This is a genomic window from Achromobacter pulmonis, from assembly GCF_021733725.1.
Lineage (GTDB): Bacteria > Pseudomonadota > Gammaproteobacteria > Burkholderiales > Burkholderiaceae_B > Achromobacter > Achromobacter pulmonis.
In genome coordinates this window covers 3,211,162-3,231,516 of record NZ_JAIFOT010000001.1, presented here as the reverse complement: position 1 = coordinate 3,231,516, position 20,355 = coordinate 3,211,162, and the positions used below count along the sequence as shown (strand labels likewise).

The window sequence follows — 20,355 nt, the reverse complement described above, 5'->3', positions numbered from 1 at the left end:
CTCGATGCAATCAGCACCCAAGGACGACGCGCCGGGACCCGGCGCATTCCGCGCATACCAGATCCGGCGCGACGGCCCGATGACCTCGGGCCTCGCGCGTTTGGCACTAGCCGATCTATCTGCGGGAGATGTGGTCATACGCACGGCCTACGCCGGCGTCAACTACAAAGATGCGCTGGCCACGACCGGGCATGGCAACGTCATCCGGAAATTCCCCCGCGTCGCTGGCAGTGACGCCTCCGGATGGGTCGTGTCATCCGGTGACCGTAGGTTCCGGGAAGGCGACGAAGTTGCCGTGCTCGGACGAGGCTTCGGCGTGGACCACGACGGGGGATTTTCGGAGTACTTGCGCGTGCCCGCGGACTGGGTCATCAAACTGCCCGACGGGTTCGCGTTGCGCGATGCCGCCACGCTCGGTATCGCCGGCTACACGGCCGCGCTCGCCGTCCATCTGTTGCAGGAGGCGCGCTGCCAACCCGAACGGGGGGAAATCCTCGTCAACGGAGCGACCGGTGCTGTCTCAAGCATGGCTATCGAAATGCTGGCGCGGCAGCAATACCGGGTCGCGGCGATCAGTTCCAAGCCTGCCCAGGCGACCTATCTGCAAGCCCTGGGAGCCCAGACCGTTCTGAGCGCCACCGATCTGGCCGACCAGGGCCGACCGCTGGAACCGGCACGCTGGACTGGCGGGCTGGACGCACTGGGAGGCAAGCCGCTGGACCAGATGCTGCGGTCCATCATGCCACGGGGATGCGTGGCCAGTTTCGGCAATGTTGCCGGCAACGAATTGTCCACCAGCGTGCTGCCCTTCATCCTGCGCGGTGTGCGCCTCATCGGCGTCAATCTGACCTACTACCTGGATCTGGAAGCGGAGCTTTGGCCTCGCCTCGCTGACGACCTCAGGCCCCGGCGCACGCTCGAGCAGGTGAAGACCATAGCGCTCGATGGGCTGGCCCAACAGCTTCAATGCATGCTGGACGGTCGATCCTGGGGTAGGACCATCGTGGAATTTCCGGCCTGATATCCGATAGAGACCGCGGGCCGCAACGACCTGTTCGTCGCGGCCCGCGACAGTTGGCTTGGCGTCAATCCAGCGTTACGCCGGCCTTCTTGATGACCTTGGCCAAGGCGTCAATCTCCTTTTTCAGGAACGCGCCATACTCCTGAGGCGTGGACGAAGAGGCCTGCGCACTCTGGTTGGCGAAATACGCCAGCACTTCCTTGTCCGCCAAGGCCTTTTCAACTGCGCCATTGAGTTTGGCGACGATGGCCGGCGGCGTTGCCGCCGGCGCCATCATCCCGGACCATGCGGACATCTCCAGGCCTTTTGCCACCGTTGCATCCAGCGTGGGCACATTCGGCAGGGTATCCAGCGGCGCCTTCGTCGCAACCGCCAGCGCCTTTAAACGTCCCGACTTGACCGCGGGAATGGCGCCGGCCGAAGTCGCGAAGTAGTAGTCGACCATGCCGGCCATCAGGTCGACCAACGCGGGCGCCTCGCCCTTGTAGGGAATGTGCATGCCCTTGATGCCGACGGCATCCTCGAACGACAGCGCGGCCAGATGAGTCACGTTGCCGTTGCCAGCCGACGCGTAGTTGAGCTTGCCGGGATTCGCCTTGGCGTAGGCCACCAGTTCCTCGACCGTCTTGAACGGCGACTTTGCCGGTACCACCAGCACGATGGGCAGGCTGGCCGTGAGCGCGATTGGCGCGAGGTCCTTGCTCACGTCATAGGACAGCCGTTTGCTGTAAAGCGCGGGACTCGAGGCAATGGATGAGGTGTTGTACAGCAGGGTATAGCCGTCGCCCGCAGCCCGGCTGACTTCCTCGGCGGCAATGTTGCCGTTGGCCCCGGGCTTATTGTCGATCAACACGTTGGCACCCAGCGTGCCGGCCATGTGCTTCGCCAGCGCGCGCGCGATCGCATCGGTCCCCCCGCCGGCGGAAAAGCCCAGGACGACCTTGATGGGTTTGGAAGGATAGTTTTCCTGGGCCATGGCGTCGGGCGCCGCCACGCCCAACGTGATCGCCATGACAGCCGAGCCCGTGATGCCGGCCAGCCACGCGTATCCGCGCCGGCCGCAGCCGGCCATCCGGCGGAATTTCTTGCAGTGAATCATGTTTATCTCCTGTTCCTGCCTTTCTGCCACGGGCGCTGCGCGCCCTGTTTTGCCGGCGGAATCTAGCCCGCCATGGTCAACCCACCCGACACCGAGACAACCTGGCCGGTGATGAATGCAGCGTCGTCCGACGCCATGAAACACACCGCGCCGACCACATCCGCGGGCTGGCCCAGCCTGCCGAACGGGATGGCCTTCTCCAGCGCATTGCGCAGCTTGGCGCCGCTTTCGCCTTCGCCGGCAAAATCGCGGAACAGCGGAGTATCAGTCGGACCGGGGCAGACTACGTTGACGTTGATCTGCTTGCGCGCGACCTCGCGCGCCATGGTCTTGGTGAACGCGATGATCCCGCCCTTGCAGGCCGAATACACCGATTCCCCGGAAGAGCCGACGCGGCCGGCATCGGACGCGATGTTGACGACGCGCCCCTTGCCGCGGGCGACCATGCCCTTGAGCACTGCGTGATGCAGGTTGATGGGACCTTTCAGATTGATGTTGATGATCTTGTCCCACAGTTCCGGATCCGTATCGAGGAACCGGGCAGCATGGTCCCAACCCGCATTGTTGACCAGCACGTCGACCGGGCCCTGCTCGCCCTCGACTCGAGCAACGGCGGCGACGATTCCGGCGTAGTCGGTGATGTCCACGCGATACGCGGATGCCTGGCCGCCCTGTTCCCGGATGCGCTCGGCGACCTGCCCCGCCCCTTCGACGTTCAGATCGAAGATGGCGACCTTGGCGCCTTCCTCGGCGAATCGTTCGCACAGCGCGGCACCGATGCCACCGCTGCCGCCCGTGACGATCACAACCTTGTCTTTCAAACCTTTCATGGCTTTTCTCCTGGCTAGTCTAAATTGCGGCACTTGATCATGCGCAGGGGGGTGTACGTCATCACGACCGTGCCATCCTGCTTGACCACTTTGTTGAATGTACGCACCAAGCCCCGCCCCGGGCGGCTGTTGGACAGACGCGCTTCTATCACTTCGCACTCGACGTGGATGGTGTCGCCGACGAACGCCGGACCTATGATGTCCAGTTCCATGTTCAGAAAGGCGTAGCCCGTCTTCTGCATGGTCGATTGAGTCAGCAACCCTTCCGAGATGCCATACACGAACGATCCCGGCGCGAAACGGCCCTTAATATCGGATTCGTTCTTGACGAACTCCATGTCGGTGAACAGCACCTCGGTCATGTGTATGCAGTTGATGAAGGCGCATACGTCCGCATCCTGGATGGTGCGCCCCAGCGTCTTGAACTTGCGGCCGATCGGCAAGTCTTCGAAGTACATGCCCAGGCCTACGGTTTCGATTTCTTCGCGGTTCATTGCGGTCTCCTTGTGTGTGCCTTTACTTGCGGGCCGGACGGCCCAACAGGCTGTTCGAAATGATGTTGCGTTGGATCTGGTTGGTGCCTTCGATGATCTGCAGCACCTTGGCATCCCTGAAATAGCGGTTGATCGGATACTCCGACGAAATTCCCGCCGCGCCGAACAGCTGCACGGCATCGGTCGCGACCTTCATGGCCGTGTCGCTCGCAAAGCATTTCGCCATCGCCGCCACCGGAGCCAGGACTGCCGCCGGCGCGCCGCCATCCACCAGCGAGGCAGCGCGGTAAACCAGTTGGCGCGAGGCTTCGGTCTGCATCGCCATGTCGGCCAGCATCCAACGCACGCCCTGGAATTCGCTGACTTGCTGACCGAACGCTGTGCGATTGGCGACGAATTCGATTGCGTGGTCCAGCGCCCCCTGGGCCAGGCCGACGCCGCGTGCCCCGATCAACGGACGGCTGGCGTTGAAGGCCTCCATGACCGCCCTGAACCCGCCGCCCAGCATGTTCGCGTCAGGCACGAGCACGTTGTCCAGAAACAGGGGGCAGGACGGCACGCCGCGGGCCCCCATCTTTTCTTCCTTGCGCCCCACCTGCAGGCCGGGCGTACCTTTCTCGACGATGAACAGGCTAACGCCGTCTTTGCCCTCTTCGCGGTACTTTGCCGCCACCAGGATGAAGTCTGCGATGTCCGAATTGGTGCACCAGATCTTGGCGCCGTTCAGCAGAAAGCCGCCGTCGACCTTCTCGGCACGGGTCTTGATGCCGCTGACGTCAGAACCGCTTTGGGCCTCGGTGGTGGAAAAGGCGCCGCGCAGATCGCCGCTGGCCAGCCCGGGCAGCAGCCGCGCCTTCTGCTCCTCGGTGCCGCCGTGCAGGATCGCACCGAACGGCACCCACTGCACCAGCAGCAGGTACGCCGTGTTGTAGCAAACGCGACCGAACTCCTCGATTGCCAGGCACGCCGACAACATGCTGCCTGCCCCTCCAAAATGCTCGGGGAACGGCAGCGTGAACAGTCCCAATTCTTTGAGCAGGGCGTACATGTCGTGGGGATATTCGGCGCTGCTGTCGATCTCGTTGGCCCGCGGCGCGACCTTTTCTCGCGCCACGCGTCTGATGAGATCCTGTATCTGCAGTTGATCGTCGTTCAAAGCGTATTGGCTTTCATGCATGGGATGTTCCTGATCTCGATGATTCGTGTTGCTTCCAGCGCCCCGATGTCGGCGTCGGACTTATTGAGCAGCGAAGCGAGCACCTCGGCGGTGTGTTGTCCTCGCAATGGAGGCGGATACCGGTACTCCACCGGCGTATCGGACAGGCGGATCGGATTGGCGACCATGCCTACCGTCGAGCCCCCCGGATGGGGCATGTCCACGCGCAGGCCGCGATGTATCACCTGCGGGTGCGCGAACACCTGCGCATAATTGTTGATAGAGCCGTTCGGAACTTCGGAGTTTGCGAGCAGGCCCAGCCAATGCTTGGACGGCTGCGTCCTGAACAGGTCTTCCAACGTGCCAACCAGCGCTGCGCGGTTGACGTTGCGGCCAGGCATGTCCGCGAAGCGGGGATCGCCGAGCATTTCAGTCGCGCCGATCAGCTCGCACAGCCTGCGGAACTGGCCGTCGTTGCCGCAACCGATGATGATGTGTCCGTCTGCCGTGGGAAAGGTTTGATAGGGCGCGAGATTGGGATGCTCGTTACCCCAGCGGCGTGGAATCGCCCCACTGGCGAAATAGCTGGCGATCTGGTTGGCCCCGAAATTGACGACCGTATCCAGCAGCGCGACATCGATATGCTGGCCAACGCTGGTCGCGTGCCGGCTCTCGATGGCCGAAAGTATGCCGATGGTGGCGTTCAGGCCGGTCAGCACATCGGCGACGGCGATGGCCGATTTCATCGGTCCGCCTCCCGGCTTGTCGTCGCGCTCGCCGGTGATGCTCATCAGCCCGCCTTCGCCCTGAAAGATGAAGTCGTAGCCCGGCAGGTGCGCGCACGGCCCGTCCTGCCCGTAGCCTGTGATGGAGCAGTAGACCAGCCGCGGGTTTACTTCTCGCAAGTGCTTGTACGACAGGCCGTACCGGGCCAGGTCGCCGACCTTGTAGTTTTCCACCAGTACGTCGCACTGGCGCGCAAGTTCGCGCACCAGTTCCTGCCCTTGCGGGGTCGAGATGTCGATGGCGACGGAGCGCTTGTTGCGATTGGCGGACGTGAAGTAGGCCGAGTCGCCCACACGCTCGCCGTCGTCATTCTCAATCCAGGGCGGCCCCCAGTGCCGGGTGTCGTCACCCAACACCGGACGCTCCACCTTGATGACATCCGCCCCTAGGTCGGCGAGCATCTGCGTGCACCAGGGCCCGGCCAGCACGCGGGTCAGGTCCAGCACGCGCAAGTGAGAGAGAGATCCAGCCATATGCTTAGCCTTATATTTGGGATCGTTCATATTTATGAACATCGTTTATTAGTTTATATTTCATCATGCTGATGGACAACGAAATTTTGGTTCTTTTTTGCCCACTTAGATCAATATCCTGATTCATATGCGCGCATTGCGGCATTGAGATGGCAAGACCGCAGATGCATTCCTTCAGCCCGACCAACGGGCGAGCGGCATTAGTCCAGCTTGATGCCCGAGGTCTGCACCACCTTTCTCCAACGTTCGATTTCGGCTTGCAGGAAGCTCCGGAACTCCTGGGGCGAGGTCGCCTTGGGCACTGCTCCCTGCGCTGTCAGTTGGGCGGCCACCTTGGGGTCGCTCAACGCCTTCACGTAGGCCTGGCTCAAGCGGGCGATGACTTCCGGCGGTGTTCCCGCGGGCGCCATCAAGGCTTGCCAGGCGCCCATCTGGAAGCCGGGCAGGATCGCCTCCGAGGCGGTGGGCACGTCTGGCAGCAGGTGCGAGCGGCCCTTGCCGGTCACCACCAGCACCTTGACCCGTCCGTCCCGGACATAGGGATAGGCCGAATTGATGGGGTCCGCAAACAGATCGAGACGCCCCGCTATGAAGTCAGGGAAAGCCCCCGCGCCGCCCTTGCAGGGAATGTGCGCAGCCTCGATCCCGGCCGCCTGCAGCAGCACGAACATGGCTAGATGCGTCAGGTTGCCAGTGCCAGACGAGCCGTAGTTCAACTTGCCAGGGTGCTTCTGCGCATAGGCCTTCAGCTCCTGCACGTTCGCCACGCCTAGGGGATTGCTGGCCATGACCAGCAAGGGCTGATCGATCAGCAGGGACACCGGGGCCAGACTCTTGTCCAGGCTATATGAAACCTTCTGGCCGAATGCCGCCGTGAAGCCCAGCGCAGATGTGCTGTGCAGGACGGTATAGCCGTCGGGCGCGGCCTGCGCCACGGCTTCAGCGCCAATATTGCCATTGGCTCCCGGACGGTTTTCCACCACCACTGGCACACCCAGCTCGCGGGACACCTGGGCGCCCAACAGGCGTGCGACCAGGTCGGTGGCGCCGCCCGGCGCGAACGGAACGATTACCCGGATGGGCTTGGCGGGAAAGGCCGGCTGGGCGCCTGCCGCACCGGAACCAAGAATCAGACCGCAGGCGAACGCGGTCACCAGTGTGCGCAACAGCTTCATGAATGTCTCCTTTGCATGCCCCCCCCCCCACCCGGACCGGGCACATCCCCGCCCGCCGCCATGCGCTCTGCGTGCGTTCATTTATATGAACGACGTTCAGAATTATATGTTTGCGATTGCGCAGAAGGCAAATTTTTCCTTTACAAGCGCGCGGCATTTAAATCATGATATTGATATAACTTCAAAACTGGAGACAAGCATGACCGTTGTGACGGAGTTTCGCGACCGGGTGGCCGTGATCGAACTGAACCGCCCGCAGGCCCTCAATGCGCTGAACGCGCAGATGCTCGCCGACCTGCGCGCGGCCGTGGACGACGCGGAGGCTTCTGGCTGCCGCGCGATGGTGTTTACCGGCGCGGGCGACAAGGCGCTATGCGCCGGCGCCGACATCGCGCAACTCCAGGCCCGCGTGCCAGCTACCCACCGCGCGAACGTGGTCCAGGCTCAGGCCCTCTTCGATCGCATCCAGCAATCAGCCCTGCCCAGCGTGGCTGGTCATACATGGATTTGCGTTCGGCGGCGGCCTGGAACTGGCGCTCGCCTGCACCTTCCGCATCGCCACCGCCAAGGCCAGGATGGCATTGCCCGAAGTCAAGCTGGGTCTCATGCCCGGCTATGGCGGCACCCAACGCCTGCCGCGCCTGATAGGCGAGGCCCGCGCGGCAAAACTGGTTCTATCTGGCAGGGCCGTCGACGCCGAGGAGGCCCTGCTTATCGGCCTGGTCAACCGCATCGTGGATGGCGGCGCCCCGGCCGACCTGGGGCGCGCCTTCCTAGAGCCCATGGTCAGACACAGCAAGGTCGCAACTTCCATGGCCCGCGAAGCCATGCGCCGTGGCCTGAACGGCGCGCTGGCGCCCGGGTTGGCCATAGAAACCGACATGTTCGCGCTCTGCGTGCAGTCGCACGACGCGGCCGAAGGCATGGCCGCCTTCCTGGCAAAACGGCCTGCCGTGTTCACCGACAACTGAAACGCGTCAGCTCCGTCCATCCCCAGCCCTCCACGAATCCGGGTGAATCATGCACACGTGCCACAGCCTGCTTAAGCCCTATGACTTCGGCTTTGTCGCGTTGCGCAACCGCATGGTCATGGGCGCCATGCACACCCGCATCGAGACCCTGGATCAACCATTGACGCGGCAGGTGCAGTTCTTCCGTGAACGCGCGCGCGGCGAAGTCGGCCTGATCCTCACCGGGGGATACGCGCCAAACCTAGCGGGCCGGATGGAGGAGGATGCGCCCGTACTGGAGCACCCGGAACAGTTGGCGCCGCATCTGGCCGTCACGCGCGCCGTGCACGAGGAAGGCGGCAGGATCGCGCTGCAAATCCTGCATGCCGGACGCTATGCCCGGCATCCATTGTGCGTCGGCCCCACGGAACTGCGCGCCTCAATCAATCGCCATGCGCCTCGCCCGTTGACGGCGCAAGGCATTGCCCAGACCGTGCAGGCGATAGCCCATACCGCCCGACTCGCCCAGGAAGCAGGCTACGACGGCGTGGAGATCATGGGTTCCGAAGGCTATTTGCTCAACGAGTTCACGAGCCCATGCGCCAACCTCCGCGGCGACGCCTATGGCGGCAGTTTCGAGAACCGCATCCGCTTTCCCATTGAGACGGTAGCGGCGGTGCGCGCCGCCCTCGGCTGCCGCTTCCTGCTCATTTACCGGATCTCGGCCATAGACCTGGTGCAAGACGGGCTTACGGGCGACGAGGCGGCGCGGTTCGCGCAGCGCCTGCAGCAAGCCGGCGTCGACATGCTCAATACGGGCGTCGGCTGGCACGAGTCGACCATTCCCACGATTGCGGCGTCCGTCCCGCGCGCCGCGTGGGAGTTCGCCGTCCGCAACATCAAGCGCGCGGTTTCCATTCCCGTCATCGCCTCCAACCGCATCAGCACGCCCGAAGTCGCCGAGCGCCTGCTGGCTGGCGGCAGCGCCGACTTCGTGTCAATGGCAAGGCCTATGCTTGCCGACCCCGAATTCGCCGCCAAGACGCGCAGGGGCCGTGCCGATCTCATCAATAGCTGTATCGCCTGCAACCAGGCTTGCCTGGACCATATCTTCACCGAACGCGCGGCATCGTGCCTGGTTAATCCCCGCGCCGGGCGCGAACTGGACTACCCGACAGGCCGGGCCGCAACACCCTGCCGCATCGCGGTGGCAGGCGGCGGCGCCGCCGGCATGGCCTTCGCCGTCTACGCGGCCGAACGTGGTCACGAGGTCGCGTTGTACGAGGCGGGACCGGACCTGGGCGGCTTGCTGAACCTGGCCCGCCGCATACCGGGAAAGAGCGAATTCAACGAAACGCTGCGGTACTTCCAAGCGAGGATCACGGAACTTGGCGTGACTGTCACGTTGGGCCGCCGCGCCACTACCTCGGAACTGCGGGCGGGAGGCTACGACGCCGTCGTCGTGGCCACCGGCGTGACCCCGCGCCGCCCCGACATAGACGGCATCGACCATCCGAAAGTCGCCTTCTACGATGAAGTCCTGTCGGGGCGCCGCCGCGTCGGCGCTCGTGTGGCCCTCATCGGCGCCGGCGGCATTGCCTTCGACACCGCAGAATTCCTCCTGGGCGACGCGGAGGAATCGGTGTCGCCTGAACAATTCCGGCAGCGCTGGGGCATCGACGCGTCCTTACGCAACCCTGGCGGCTTGAAAGACATTCCGCCGCACACCCCGCGGCGCGTCATCCACATACTGCAGCGCAGTCCGGAAAAGCCGGGCGCGCGCCTAGGAAAAAGCATCGGCTGGATTCTCAAGACCCGCCTGAAGCGCGCCGGCGTTCGGATGATTTCCGGCGCCGCCTATCACCGCATCGACGACGCGGGCCTGACCTCCTCCTGCGATGGCGTCACGGAAGTGCTTCCGGTGGACGACGTCATCATATGCGCGGGCCAGATGGCGCAGGACGAACTGAGCCGGTCCCTGGCTGGCTCCGGCTTGCGCGTGGAAACCATAGGAGGCGCACGGCTCGCGGCGGAACTCGATGCCGCGCGCGCCATCGGGGAAGCGCTGCGACTGGCACATACCTTCTAACCGAGATCTCGCTGTACGCGGGAGCCACTCCCGCCACGACTCCGCCGCCGGCTATCGCCGCGGCTTCCTATCTCCTCATCACAGGAATCACTGACCATGAACGACCGCTATGCCTTCTACACCCGGCTCAAGTTCGACCGGCCGCACCCCCGCGTGCTGCGTATCACCCTGGCCTCGCCGCTCAAGATGGGCGCCATGGACGCCACCATGCATCGCGAAGTTTCCCAGATCTGGCGGGACGTGGACGCCGACCCCACGGTCTCGGCTATTCTGCTGACCGGAGAAGGCCGGAGCTTCTCCGCCGGTGGCGATCTCAATCACGAGCGCCATGGCGCCGACGACTACGACACCCGCATGCAGACGATGAAGGAAGCGCGCGACATCGTCTACGGCATGATCAACTGCTCCAAGCCCATCGTGAGCGCAGCGCGCGGCTGGGCCGTCGGGGCCGGCCTCGCATGCGTGGTTCTCGCCGACATTTCCATCGCATCCAAGGACGCCCGCTTCTCCGACGGACACATGAAAATCGGCGTGGCCGCCGGCGACCACGCCACCATTATCTGGCCACTGCTGTGCGGCATGGCCAAGGCAAAATACTATCTGCTCACTGCGGACAGCTTCACGGGCGAGGATGCCGAACGCATGAATCTAATCTCTCTTGCGCTGGACGACTCGGAGGTCGAAGCCAAAGCCGTCGAGCTCGCGTCCCGACTGGCCGATGGCGCGCCCGGCGCCATCCGCTGGACCAAGCACGCACTGAACAACTGGCTGCGGCAGGCTGGTCCGATCTTCGACGCCTCGCTGGCGATGGAGTTCATCGGCATGGCCAGCCCGGAAGGCAAGGAGGGCATGGACGCCTTCCTGCAAAAGCGGCCGGCCCGGTTCCCGGTCGAAACTCCCTTCTAAGCAGCGTGTCCGATAAGGCCATGAGGTAATCTCGCTTCCATTAATCTGTTGCAAGGGCGACAACATCGTGGCAAACAAATCAGGCGCCGAGATCCACAATCGGTTGTTCTTCCGTCTGTTCCAGCTGGGCAACTCCCTGCAGCGCCAAGCCAGCAATGAACTCGGCATCAGCACGGTGCAGTGGGCAGTGCTGGGCGCGCTAACGCGGCCGCTGGCGGAAGATGGCATGACCTTCGGCGAACTGGCTGACTATCTCGTCGTCAGCCGGCAAAGCCTGGACGGCGTGCTCAAGCGCCTGGAACGCGAAGGCCATGTGCACCGTGTTCCCGACAAGAATGACCGGCGCGCGCGCGTCGTCATTCTGCTGCCGGCCGGCCAGCGCTTCTGGGACGAGATACAGCCCAACATCTACGAATTCTACCGGCAAGCAATGAAGAGCTTCCATTTCGACGATAGCGTGACCTTTCTACATTTCCTTAATCGACTGCAACACGATATCGCCGAAGTAGAGCTTTGATGCCTGCCCATCGCATAGGAAACCCATGAAAATACTGGTACCTGTCAAACGCGTCGTTGACTACAACGTCAAGGTGCGCGTCAAGTCTGATCAAGCCGGCGTGGATATCGCCAATGTGAAGATGTCCATGAACCCCTTTGACGAAATCGCCGTCGAGGAAGCGACCCGCATGAAGGAAAAGGGCGCCGTGGCTGAAGTCGTGGCGATTTCTTGCGGCGTTGCGCAATGCCAGGAAACGCTGCGCACGGCCATGGCCATCGGCGCCGACCGCGGCGTGCTGGTGCAGACCGATACCGAACTGCAGCCGCTGGCCGTGGCCAAGCTGCTGAAGGCGCTGGTCGACAAGGAACAGCCGCAGTTGGTGATCCTGGGCAAACAAGCCATCGACGACGACGCCAACCAGACCGGCCAGATGCTGGCCGCGCTGCTGGACTGGCCGCAAGCCACGTTCGCCAGCAAGGTCGAGCTGGCTGACGGCAAGGTCACGGTCACGCGCGAAGTCGACGGCGGCCTGGAAACGCTGACGTTGAAGCTGCCCGCCATCGTCACCACCGACCTGCGCCTGAACGAGCCGCGCTACGTCACGCTGCCCAACATCATGAAGGCCAAGAAGAAGCAGCTGGACACCGTCACGCCTGAAGAGCTGGGTGTGGACGCCGCGCCGCGCCTGAAGACGCTGAAGGTCAGCGAGCCGCCCGCCCGCAAGGCCGGCATCAAGGTGGCCGATGTCGCGGCCCTGGTGGACAAACTCAAGAACGAAGCGAAGGTGGTCTGAACATGACGACGCTGGTTATTGCCGAACACGATAACGCCCAGCTCAAGGGCGCAACCCTGAACGCCGTCGCCGCCGCCGCCAAGATCGGAGGCGACGTGCACGTGCTGGTCGCCGGCGCCAACGCGCACGCCGTGGCCGACCAGGCCGCCGCCGCCGCGGGCGTCGCCAAGGTCCTGCTGGCCGACGCGCCGCAACTGGCCGACGGCCTGGCCGAGAACGTCGCCGCCCAGGTGCTGGCCGTGGCTTCGGGCTACAGCCACATCCTGTTCCCCGCGACCGCCTCGGGCAAGAACGTGGCCCCGCGCGTGGCCGCCAAGCTGGACGTGGCGCAGATCTCCGACATCATCGGCGTGGAATCGGCCGACACCTTCCAGCGCCCGATCTACGCCGGCAACGCCATTGCCACCGTGCAGTCGGCCGACGCCGTCAAGGTCATCACCGTGCGCACCACCGGCTTTGACGCCGTGGCCGCGCAGGGCGGTTCGGGTCCGGTGGAAGAAGTCGCCGCCGTGGCCGATTCGGGCCTGTCCACTTTCGTGGGCCGTGAAGTCGCCAAGCGCGACCGTCCGGAACTGGCCGGCGCGCGCGTCGTCGTCTCCGGCGGCCGCGGCCTGGGCAGCGCCGAGAACTTCAAGATCCTGGATCCGCTGGCCGACAAGCTGGGCGCGGCGCTCGGCGCCTCGCGCGCCGCGGTCGACGCCGGCTATGCGCCTAACGACTGGCAAGTCGGTCAGACCGGCAAGATCGTCGCCCCGCAACTGTACGTCGCGGTTGGTATCTCGGGGGCTATTCAGCATCTGGCCGGCATGAAGGATTCGAAGATCATCGTGGCCATCAACAAGGATCCGGAAGCGCCGATCTTCGGCGTGGCCGATTATGGCCTGGTGGGCGATCTGTTCCAGGTCGTGCCCGAACTGACCGGCGCCCTGTAAGCCGCAACGCGCAGCAGTATCGAAGGCCCGCCAGCATGGCGCTGGCGGGCTTTTTTTATTTTTCGACGCGAGGACTAAACATCCTCTAATGTAAATATTCCAAACTTCCGATTTCTCAAAACATCCTGACTATCCTCTCCGCTCGCGGCGAAATATGCGAAGTGCCTCACCACTACAAAACGGTATTGCTACGTTCCACCTTGGTACTGGCTGGAAAATCTCCTAAGCCGTGCACTGGGCCTGCATTTGACATGGTGCGGTTGGTGACGCAGCTCTCAGTGTAATCATCCCTGCATACAACTGTCGAAAATCAGGCGTGGGCGAACTCACGTCGGGTTCAAGAAGGGACTGTCAGGATTTTTGTGTGCAGGCCTATGATGGTTTTTCAAGGAGACCGACCATGGCACGCAATCCGAAGTCCACGAGGCAGTCCAGCACGTCTGCGCTGCCGGCCAGTGCCGAGCAGTTGCTCGATGAACTTGTAACGGGGCCGATGACAGCCGAGGCAGTTCAGGACACGTTCATGTTGCTGAAGAAGGCGCTGATCGAGCGTGCTCTGGGCGCTGAACTGGGCTGACACCTGGGCTATCCCGCAGGCGGCGAGCGCCCGGAAGACACCACCAACCTGCGCAACGGCAAGAGCAGCAAGACCGTGCTGACCGACGACGGCCCGCTCAAGCTGGATATCCCGCGGGATCGGGATGGCAGTTTTGCCCCAATCCTGATTCCCAAGCACGCACGCCGGTTTACCGGTTTTGATGACAAGATCATCGCGACGTACGCCGGTGGCATGAGCGTGCGCGAGATCCGAGCGTTCCTGGATGAGCAATATGGCACTGACGTGTCGCCGGAGTTCATCAGCTCGGTGACCGATGAGGTCATGGATGAAGTACAGGCGTGGCAAAACCGCCCTCTGGAACCCATGTTCCCCGTGGTGTTCTTCGACGCGTTGCGGGTCAAGATCCGCGACGAAGGCTTGGTGCAGAACAAGGCGGTTTATCTGGCCTTGGGTGTGCTGCCCGATGGTACACGCGAGATTCTCGGCCTGTGGGTCGAGACCACCGAGGGCGCGAAGTTCTGGATGCGGGTGTTCAACGACCTCAAGACCCGAGGGGTGCAGGACATCCTGATCGCAGTGACCGATGGCCTGAAAGGGATGCCCCAAGCGCTAGAGGTCGTGTTCCCAGCCACCACGCTACAAACGTGCATCGTGCATCTGATCCGCAATAGCCTGGCCTACGCCGGCTGGAAGGATCGCCGCGCGATCGCCACGGCGCTGCGCCCGATCTACGCTGCTGTTAACGCCCAGGCCGCGCAGCAGGCCCTTGATGAGTTTGCCAAAGGCGCTTGGGGCTTGAAGTACCCAATGATCGTGAAGGCCTGGAAAGAAGCCTGGGAACAGGTCATCCCCTTCTCCGTGTTTCCACCCGCGATCCGACGTGTGATCTACACGACGAACGCGATAGAGAGCGTGAATGCGCAGCTACGCAAGATCATCAAAACGCGCGGCCACTTCCCCACCGACGACGCGGCGATTAAGCTGCTCTGATTGGCGCTGCGAAACATTACCGTCAAATGGGGCACGGCCACACACCATTGGACCGACGCGATGCACCAGTTCGCCATCCTCTACGAGGAGCGATTTACCCGCATCCGTACCAACGCCCAGTGGGCCAGCGAGTAAATGATGCAACGTCAGAACAACGCCTAGAACACAAAATTTCTGACAGTCCCGCGGGCAACGGCTCCATTCGGGCGAGAACCCCGCATCACCCAGAACTTGACACAGGAAATTGGACCTTCAGAGGTGAAACCCGGCCGGAAGCTGCGCCGCTGATTGCATATCAGAAATTCCCGATTCCCCAACTCGATGACGTAAATCCCAAGTTGGATGAATTTCGACAGTCATAGCCCACCCGCGTCACAAAAAAGTGCCGGTGTCAAGTCTTGCGTGCAAAGCACGTAAGGCTTGAAATCATATATGGGACAGTAGGTTAGCTCTTTTCGGGGCCGCTTTGCAGAACCACGGCTTCGTCGGCTAGGAGCCACATAAGAGCGTCGGGGGAGAAAGCCGCATCGCACTGTGTCGTGCTGGATTGCCGAGGAACGGCGGGCCTGTCGCGTCATCATAGCCCAAGAGGCATAGCGGCATCCAGAATGAAGAACGCGCAGCCTGGGGCTGCGCGTTCGATGGATGCCGTTGGTATGCGACGCCATCATGTCGGCTTCGATGGCGCGCTCCGGGTCGCCGTGTCCTTCCTGAATCCCCGATCCCCCGCCATGAACGCCTCGAGCATGTGTGGGATCAGCGTCATGGCATCAACCGCCTCGCCGTAGGTCTGCGCGTGCAGCGCGGCGTAGCGGTCGAGGTCGGCTTTCAGGCTGGCCGGGCAGGCAAAGGTCAGCTTGACGTTCTCGGTCTTGGGCAGCGGCCCGAGCCGCAGCTTCTTGGTCGTGCTCATTGCGAAGCTCCCCGGTTGAAGAACAGCGGCTGATACGGCCGCAGCACCAGATCCCGGTTGACGATGATCCGCACCGGCAGGCCCGGCCGCTCGGTCAATGTCGGCTGGATGTTCATGTTGCGCCGGGTGATCTCTTGGCCGACCTGATTGATGCTGTCCTGGGCGCTGTCGCGCCCGGCGATGACGATGCGGTTGCCATCCTGGCGGTTCTCCGGCGCGGCCAGCTCGGCGCCCACGCCCAGCAGCGTCGTCAGCACCGCGCCCGCGACGATGCGCTTCCAGTGCCAGTCCACGTCGTCTTCCAGGCCGGCGTAGCCGGCCGGGTCGGTGCCCACGAGGTTGTCGAGCGTCAGCGAGGACGTGTCGGGCAGGATGACCCGGTTCCACACCACCTGCACACGGCTCTGCCCGTAGCTGACCTGGCTGTTGTATTTGCCCAAGATGCGCGATCCCTGCGGGATCAGCAGGAATTTGCCCGTGGCCGTGTCATAGATCGGCTCCGTGACCGTGGCGATCACGTCGCCCGGAAGGTCGGACTTGATGCCCGTCACCAGCGCGCCCGCGATCACCGTCCCGGCCATTACCTGATACGGCGATGCCGGCAGCGCCAGATTGCCGGAATTGCGGGTTTCCGTAGAGCCGGCTTTCAGGAACGCCTCCTTCTGGTCTTGCCGGTTTTGCACGGCGGTCGGGTCGGAGGGCTGGGTCGCCGTCGAGGCCGGCCCGGCAGCGAGCGGGTCGAAGGCCGCGAGTGGGCTTGCACCGCCAGCCACACCCGGCGCTGCCTGCGCCAGCGCGGGTGCGGCTTGTCCTTGACCGCCCGCACGGAAGAACACCGACGAAGCCGCTGCGGCTTCCGCCTCCTTGCGCAAGGCATCGGCCGGGTCATGGCCGGGGGCCGCGTAGGCGGCTACGGCAGGCTGCTGCGAATTCACGATGGCCGGGCCAAGGTCGCCGGGCAGCGGCGGCCCCAGTTCGGGCGCAGCGGGGGGTAAGGCCGGCGGCAGCTTCGAGTAGTCCGTCGGCAGCGCGTCCAGCCCTTCGGATTTCGACACGCGATCGACGTTGTAAAGCTCGGTCTGCTCGTTGGCCCCGCGCCGCTGCGGCTGCAATGACCAGATCGTGGCGCCGAGCACGGCAACCGATAGGCCGCCGACGAGGATGGCCAGCGTGCGCCGGTTCAGGCGCGTGACCGGGCGCGGCTGGGCGCGCAGCGCCACCGCCTCCGGCGCAACCTTGCCCGCCTGCGGCGTGGCGAGGTCGGGGGTGTCGTCCTGGCTCATGGTCAGTTCCTCCGCGCAACGCCGTCCGTGCGCTCAATTCGCACCACGTCGCCCTTGTCTCCGCCCAGGCGCAGTTCGGCGGCGCCGAACAGCCGATCCACGATGTAGTACGGCGAGCGGAAGCGGTAGTTGACCAGTTGCCCGTCGCCTTCCGGCCCGATCACGAACAGCGGCGGCAGCTCGCCTTGCGCGATGCCGGCGGGGAACTGGATATAGACCTTCTGCCCGTCGTCGAACGCGCGCAGCGGCTTCCACGGCGGGTTGCTACCGCTGACCGCGTAGCGGAAGCGCAGGTTTTCCAGCGACAAGCCGGAGTCCACCGGCGCGGCGGCGCTGGCCGCCTGCGCCTGACGCTGCAAAGCCAGCATCCGGTCGCGCGGGTACTCCCAGGACACCGACGCCATCCACGTCTTTTCCGTCGAAGCCAGCTCCAGCAGGTACGTCCTGCGGCTGGTGGTGATGACGAGATTGGTCTTGAGGCCCGAGCGGATCGGCTTGACCAGCACGTTCACGCGCAGGTCGGCGCCGTTGCCGCTGGACGTGTCGCCCACGATCCAGCGCACGGTATCGCCGGCGGCGACCGTCACCAGCTCCTCGCCCGGTTGCAAGGCAATCACGGTCACGCGGCCCACGGCCGCATAGACTTGGTAGAGCGCGCCATCGGTGAAGGGCCACACCTGAATCGCGTTGACATAGCCCTCGCGCGTGGGCGCGACGCGGGCCTCGGCATTGGCGCGCGAGACGCGCACCTTCTCGTCGGCCGGCTCCGGCGCGGGCTTGGCGTCCTCGGCTTCGGGCAATGGCTTCAACTGCGCCGGCATCGGCAGTACCTCGGGCACGGCCACCACCTCCACCGGCGCAGGCAGCTCGGGCAGCGGCTGGGCCTGCACTGGTTCATCAAGCGAGATCACGGGCGGCGGTTTGCCCTGCGTGGCGCAGCCCGCCAACGCAAGCAAGATCACCGGCAAAGCGGATTTACGGAAAAGATCATTCATGGCTTGGCTCCTTCGGAAGAATCCAGTTCGCGGCTCCACGACAGGCCGTTGACGTAGATGCCCAGTGGGTTCTTGCGCAGGCGTTCTTCGGTGCGTGGCGGCTGGAGCACGATGGACACCACGGCCGTCCACCGCTCCAGTCCGGCCGCGGCGCCGTTGACGTAGCGGCGTTCCGTCCAGCGCACGTTGAAAGACGTGTCGCTGGCGCGCACGACGCTGGTGATCTGCACCGTCACCGACTCCTTGCCGATGCGCGCGAACGGGTCGTTCACGCGCGCGTAGTCGTTGAGCACGGCCGCGCCCTTGTCGGTCGTGTAGTCGTAGGCGTCCAGCCAGTTCTGGCGGACGACGATGGGGTCGATGGACAGCGAGCGCACCAGCGTCACGAAGCGCGCGATGTGGTGCGCCGTCTGTGCATCGTTGGGCCGGTACGGCGTGGCGGCTTCGCCCACGGCGCGCACCTGGCCCGCGTTGTCCACCTCCACCACGTAGGGCGTCACGATGGACTGCGCCGAGCGCCACACCAAGCCACCCGCCATCAACAGTGCGAGCGTCAGGCAACCGAAGGCCATCAGCCGCCAGTTCTTTGCCTGCACGCGCGGCGTGCCGATACGGTCGTCCCACACCTGGCCGGCAGCTTGGTACGGCGTGGCAGGCTGCGGCGTGTCGGCATAGCGCACCTGCGGTTTCTTGAATCGCATGGTCAGTTCTCCTTATGAATCGGAATCGCGCAGGCTCGGCCCCTGGCCGGAGCCGCCGCCATCGCCACCGCGCAGCGCGTGGGCGGTGGTGGTCGCGGCATGGGTGAGTTGCTGGCGGCGATGCAGCCGCTTGGCCCAAGCGGGTTGTGCATTGGCTGCGCCGGAAGCGACCTCGCCAGCGGCGGCCTGGCTGGATGCTCCGGCTGTCCCGGCCGCGCCTGCGTCGGCCGCCTGACCGTTCCAACCAGCGCGGAACGGCGCGGCCATGCGCTGTCCGGCAGCGGAAGCACGGGATGCAGCCGCACGTCCGGCGGACTGCGCGCCGGTCTTGGCGACGTTGCCCAGGCCAGCCATCGCACCCTTCGCGCCACCGCCTGCGGCGGCGGAACCGGCCTGGAACGCCGAGCGTGCGCTACTGGCCGTCGAGGCGGCAGCACGCGCACCGCTGCCGGCGAGCCTGGCGGCGGCAGGTGCCATGCGCGCACCGGCCATGACGGCGCCACCTACGCCCGTCGCGGCAGCGCCGACGGCAACGGCCGTGCCGGCTGCGCCGACAGCGGCACCCGCCATCGCGCCGGCGCCGAGCTGTGGCGCACCGGACACCAGGCCCGTGGCGATGCCGGGGCCGAAGATCCCCAGCGCCAGCAAGGTGAGCGAGGCCAGCATGATGACCAGCGCGTGGTCGATGGAAGGCTCGTCGGGATGCACTTGGAACTCGGCGAACAGGCCCGAGCCAATGCCGACGATCACGGCCAGCACCAGTACCTTGATGCCAGCCGACACCACGTTGCCCAGCACCTTCTCGGCGAGGAAGCTGGTCTTGTTCCACAACGCGAACGGCACCAGCACGAACCCGGCTAGCGTGGTCAGCTTGAACTCGATCAGCGTGATGAAAAGCTGGATCGCCAACACGAAGAAGCACAAGACCACAACCAGCCAGGCGAGGAACATCACCGCGATGGCGTCGAGATTGACGAACACCTCGGGGAAACCAGCCATCTCGCCGACTTGCTCCAGAATCGGCGCTCCTGCGTCGATGCCGGTTTTCGCCAGCCGGCCCGGCTGCAAGAAGTTCTCCAACGTGATGGCCGAGCCGGTGGCCGTCAGGCCCAGGCCGGCGAAGGAGCGGAACACGATGCCAGCCAGCCAGTTGAAGTTGCCGATGATGTAAGCGAAGGCACCGACGTAGAGCACCTTGCGCAGCAGCTTGGCGATCACGTCCTCGCCCTGGCCGGTGGCGTGGCTCATCGCCCAATACAGCCCGGCGATGGTCATGTCGATGACGATCAGCGTGGCGGTCAGGAAGGCCACTTCGCCCTGCAACAGCCCGAAACCCGAGTCGATGTAGGTGGAGAAGATGTTGAGGAAGCGGTCGATGATGGTCACGTCATTCATGGCGCGTCCTCTTGATCGGATGAGGCCGGCGATTCGCCATCGGCCGGTTCATCGAAACTCGGCGGGATGGGCGGCAGATCGGCCAGCGTCTGGTATTCATCCGGCCCGGCCTGGCCGGAGAAGAAGCGCCGCCGGAAGGCTTCGGCGGCGGCGCGGCAAGCGTCCTCGCCCGTGGCCTGCCGGTCGGCTGCGCATTGCGCGCGCAATGCCTTGAGCCGCACGGGATCGGCGGCCAGGGCATCGGCAAGGTTGTCGGCCGGCTGCTCGCTGCAAGCGGTCAGCAGCGCGGCACACAGGGCGAGGACGCATCGCATGG

The 20,355-nt window shown here is 64.4% G+C and carries 18 protein-coding genes and 2 pseudogenes; 8 read left to right on the top strand and 12 right to left on the bottom strand.

From position 1 onward, the window contains the following. The first annotated feature begins 4 nt into the window (after positions 1-4). The gene (locus tag K2W61_RS14925) at positions 5-1,021 is read left to right on the top strand and encodes a YhdH/YhfP family quinone oxidoreductase (protein ID WP_236755933.1); all 1,017 of its coding nucleotides are present in this window, start codon (positions 5-7) and stop codon (positions 1,019-1,021) included. A gap of 64 nt (positions 1,022-1,085) precedes the next feature. Here K2W61_RS14925 and K2W61_RS14920 read toward each other — a convergent pair whose 3' ends face one another. The 6 genes from K2W61_RS14920 to K2W61_RS14895 all read right to left on the bottom strand — a co-directional run bounded on the left by K2W61_RS14920 (position 1,086) and on the right by K2W61_RS14895 (position 7,034). Further along, entirely contained in the window at positions 1,086-2,120 is a 1,035-nt protein-coding gene (locus tag K2W61_RS14920; protein WP_236755932.1) for a Bug family tripartite tricarboxylate transporter substrate binding protein, read from the bottom strand. A gap of 62 nt (positions 2,121-2,182) precedes the next feature. Next, entirely contained in the window at positions 2,183-2,950 is a 768-nt protein-coding gene (locus K2W61_RS14915) for a glucose 1-dehydrogenase (protein ID WP_236755930.1), read from the bottom strand. A gap of 14 nt (positions 2,951-2,964) precedes the next feature. After that, a complete protein-coding gene (locus tag K2W61_RS14910) occupies positions 2,965-3,444 on the bottom strand; it encodes a MaoC family dehydratase (RefSeq protein ID WP_236755928.1) in 480 nt (159 codons plus the stop codon). 22 nt (positions 3,445-3,466) lie between these two features. Further along, on the bottom strand, positions 3,467-4,621 hold the full coding sequence (locus tag K2W61_RS14905) for an acyl-CoA dehydrogenase family protein (RefSeq protein WP_236755926.1): 1,155 nt from the start codon (positions 4,619-4,621) through the stop codon (positions 3,467-3,469). Then, positions 4,597-5,859, bottom strand: coding sequence for a CaiB/BaiF CoA transferase family protein (locus K2W61_RS14900; RefSeq protein ID WP_236756990.1), 1,263 nt, complete (start codon positions 5,857-5,859; stop codon positions 4,597-4,599). Before K2W61_RS14900 ends, K2W61_RS14905 begins: the two co-directional genes overlap by 25 nt. 200 nt (positions 5,860-6,059) lie before the next feature. Then, positions 6,060-7,034 carry a Bug family tripartite tricarboxylate transporter substrate binding protein gene (locus K2W61_RS14895; RefSeq protein ID WP_236755924.1) on the bottom strand — a complete coding sequence of 325 codons (975 nt, stop codon included), beginning with the start codon at positions 7,032-7,034 and terminating at the stop codon, positions 6,060-6,062. 199 nt (positions 7,035-7,233) lie between these two features. On the opposite strand from K2W61_RS14895, the pseudogene K2W61_RS14890 reads away from it, so the two are divergent. The 7 genes and pseudogenes from K2W61_RS14890 to K2W61_RS14860 all read left to right on the top strand — a co-directional run bounded on the left by K2W61_RS14890 (position 7,234) and on the right by K2W61_RS14860 (position 14,887). Then, positions 7,234-8,005: pseudogene (locus tag K2W61_RS14890) on the top strand (enoyl-CoA hydratase/isomerase family protein). Between the two features lie 49 nt (positions 8,006-8,054). Beyond that, positions 8,055-10,073 carry an NADPH-dependent 2,4-dienoyl-CoA reductase gene (locus K2W61_RS14885; protein ID WP_236755923.1) on the top strand — a complete coding sequence of 673 codons (2,019 nt, stop codon included), beginning with the start codon at positions 8,055-8,057 and terminating at the stop codon, positions 10,071-10,073. A gap of 96 nt (positions 10,074-10,169) precedes the next feature. Then, positions 10,170-10,979, top strand: coding sequence for an enoyl-CoA hydratase/isomerase family protein (locus K2W61_RS14880; RefSeq protein ID WP_236755922.1), 810 nt, complete (start codon positions 10,170-10,172; stop codon positions 10,977-10,979). Between the two features lie 67 nt (positions 10,980-11,046). Then, positions 11,047-11,496, top strand: coding sequence for a MarR family winged helix-turn-helix transcriptional regulator (locus K2W61_RS14875; protein WP_236755921.1), 450 nt, complete (start codon positions 11,047-11,049; stop codon positions 11,494-11,496). A 25-nt stretch (positions 11,497-11,521) separates the two neighbouring features. Beyond that, positions 11,522-12,271 (top strand): electron transfer flavoprotein subunit beta/FixA family protein, encoded by a 750-nt coding sequence (locus K2W61_RS14870; RefSeq protein ID WP_236755920.1) that lies wholly within the window; start codon positions 11,522-11,524, stop codon positions 12,269-12,271. A gap of 2 nt (positions 12,272-12,273) precedes the next feature. After that, on the top strand, positions 12,274-13,203 hold the full coding sequence (locus K2W61_RS14865; protein ID WP_236755919.1) for an electron transfer flavoprotein subunit alpha/FixB family protein: 930 nt from the start codon (positions 12,274-12,276) through the stop codon (positions 13,201-13,203). Positions 13,204-13,603: 400 nt separating this feature from the next. Further along, positions 13,604-14,887, top strand: a pseudogene (locus K2W61_RS14860) (IS256 family transposase). 532 nt (positions 14,888-15,419) lie between these two features. On the opposite strand, the gene K2W61_RS14855 reads toward K2W61_RS14860, so the two are convergent. Genes K2W61_RS14855 through K2W61_RS14830 form a run of 6 tightly spaced genes read right to left on the bottom strand, consistent with a single transcriptional unit; the run spans position 15,420 to position 20,353 of the window. Then, the gene (locus tag K2W61_RS14855) at positions 15,420-15,665 is read right to left on the bottom strand and encodes a DUF2274 domain-containing protein (protein ID WP_236755917.1); all 246 of its coding nucleotides are present in this window, start codon (positions 15,663-15,665) and stop codon (positions 15,420-15,422) included. Continuing rightward, positions 15,662-16,948 carry a TraB/TrbI/VirB10 family type IV secretion system protein gene (locus K2W61_RS14850; RefSeq protein WP_236755916.1) on the bottom strand — a complete coding sequence of 429 codons (1,287 nt, stop codon included), beginning with the start codon at positions 16,946-16,948 and terminating at the stop codon, positions 15,662-15,664. Before K2W61_RS14850 ends, K2W61_RS14855 begins: the two co-directional genes overlap by 4 nt. Before the next feature lie 2 nt (positions 16,949-16,950). Then, positions 16,951-17,943, bottom strand: a complete 993-nt coding sequence (gene trbG, locus K2W61_RS14845; protein WP_236755915.1) for a P-type conjugative transfer protein TrbG — start codon at positions 17,941-17,943, stop codon at positions 16,951-16,953. Beyond that, positions 17,940-18,644 carry a conjugal transfer protein TrbF gene (gene trbF, locus K2W61_RS14840; RefSeq protein WP_100451058.1) on the bottom strand — a complete coding sequence of 235 codons (705 nt, stop codon included), beginning with the start codon at positions 18,642-18,644 and terminating at the stop codon, positions 17,940-17,942. Before trbF ends, trbG begins: the two co-directional genes overlap by 4 nt. Before the next feature lie 12 nt (positions 18,645-18,656). Continuing rightward, on the bottom strand, positions 18,657-20,039 hold the full coding sequence (trbL, locus tag K2W61_RS14835; protein ID WP_236755913.1) for a P-type conjugative transfer protein TrbL: 1,383 nt from the start codon (positions 20,037-20,039) through the stop codon (positions 18,657-18,659). Beyond that, positions 20,036-20,353, bottom strand: a complete 318-nt coding sequence (locus K2W61_RS14830; protein ID WP_236755911.1) for a hypothetical protein — start codon at positions 20,351-20,353, stop codon at positions 20,036-20,038. Before K2W61_RS14830 ends, trbL begins: the two co-directional genes overlap by 4 nt. Positions 20,354-20,355: the final 2 nt, after the last annotated feature.

What these genes read in the sequence shown, in the direction of transcription:
- K2W61_RS14925 (WP_236755933.1), top strand. Translation starts at nt 5, where the DNA reads ATGCAATCAGCACCCAAGGACGACGCGCCGGGACCCGGCGCATTCCGC.
- K2W61_RS14920 (WP_236755932.1), bottom strand. Translation starts at nt 2,120, where the DNA reads ATGATTCACTGCAAGAAATTCCGCCGGATGGCCGGCTGCGGCCGGCGC.
- K2W61_RS14915 (WP_236755930.1), bottom strand. Translation starts at nt 2,950, where the DNA reads ATGAAAGGTTTGAAAGACAAGGTTGTGATCGTCACGGGCGGCAGCGGT.
- K2W61_RS14910 (WP_236755928.1), bottom strand. Translation starts at nt 3,444, where the DNA reads ATGAACCGCGAAGAAATCGAAACCGTAGGCCTGGGCATGTACTTCGAA.
- K2W61_RS14905 (WP_236755926.1), bottom strand. Translation starts at nt 4,621, where the DNA reads ATGCATGAAAGCCAATACGCTTTGAACGACGATCAACTGCAGATACAG.
- K2W61_RS14900 (WP_236756990.1), bottom strand. Translation starts at nt 5,859, where the DNA reads ATGGCTGGATCTCTCTCTCACTTGCGCGTGCTGGACCTGACCCGCGTG.
- K2W61_RS14895 (WP_236755924.1), bottom strand. Translation starts at nt 7,034, where the DNA reads ATGAAGCTGTTGCGCACACTGGTGACCGCGTTCGCCTGCGGTCTGATT.
- K2W61_RS14885 (WP_236755923.1), top strand. Translation starts at nt 8,055, where the DNA reads ATGCACACGTGCCACAGCCTGCTTAAGCCCTATGACTTCGGCTTTGTC.
- K2W61_RS14880 (WP_236755922.1), top strand. Translation starts at nt 10,170, where the DNA reads ATGAACGACCGCTATGCCTTCTACACCCGGCTCAAGTTCGACCGGCCG.
- K2W61_RS14870 (WP_236755920.1), top strand. Translation starts at nt 11,522, where the DNA reads ATGAAAATACTGGTACCTGTCAAACGCGTCGTTGACTACAACGTCAAG.
- K2W61_RS14865 (WP_236755919.1), top strand. Translation starts at nt 12,274, where the DNA reads ATGACGACGCTGGTTATTGCCGAACACGATAACGCCCAGCTCAAGGGC.
- K2W61_RS14855 (WP_236755917.1), bottom strand. Translation starts at nt 15,665, where the DNA reads ATGAGCACGACCAAGAAGCTGCGGCTCGGGCCGCTGCCCAAGACCGAG.
- K2W61_RS14850 (WP_236755916.1), bottom strand. Translation starts at nt 16,948, where the DNA reads ATGAGCCAGGACGACACCCCCGACCTCGCCACGCCGCAGGCGGGCAAG.
- trbG (WP_236755915.1), bottom strand. Translation starts at nt 17,943, where the DNA reads ATGAATGATCTTTTCCGTAAATCCGCTTTGCCGGTGATCTTGCTTGCG.
- trbF (WP_100451058.1), bottom strand. Translation starts at nt 18,644, where the DNA reads ATGCGATTCAAGAAACCGCAGGTGCGCTATGCCGACACGCCGCAGCCT.
- trbL (WP_236755913.1), bottom strand. Translation starts at nt 20,039, where the DNA reads ATGAATGACGTGACCATCATCGACCGCTTCCTCAACATCTTCTCCACC.
- K2W61_RS14830 (WP_236755911.1), bottom strand. Translation starts at nt 20,353, where the DNA reads ATGCGATGCGTCCTCGCCCTGTGTGCCGCGCTGCTGACCGCTTGCAGC.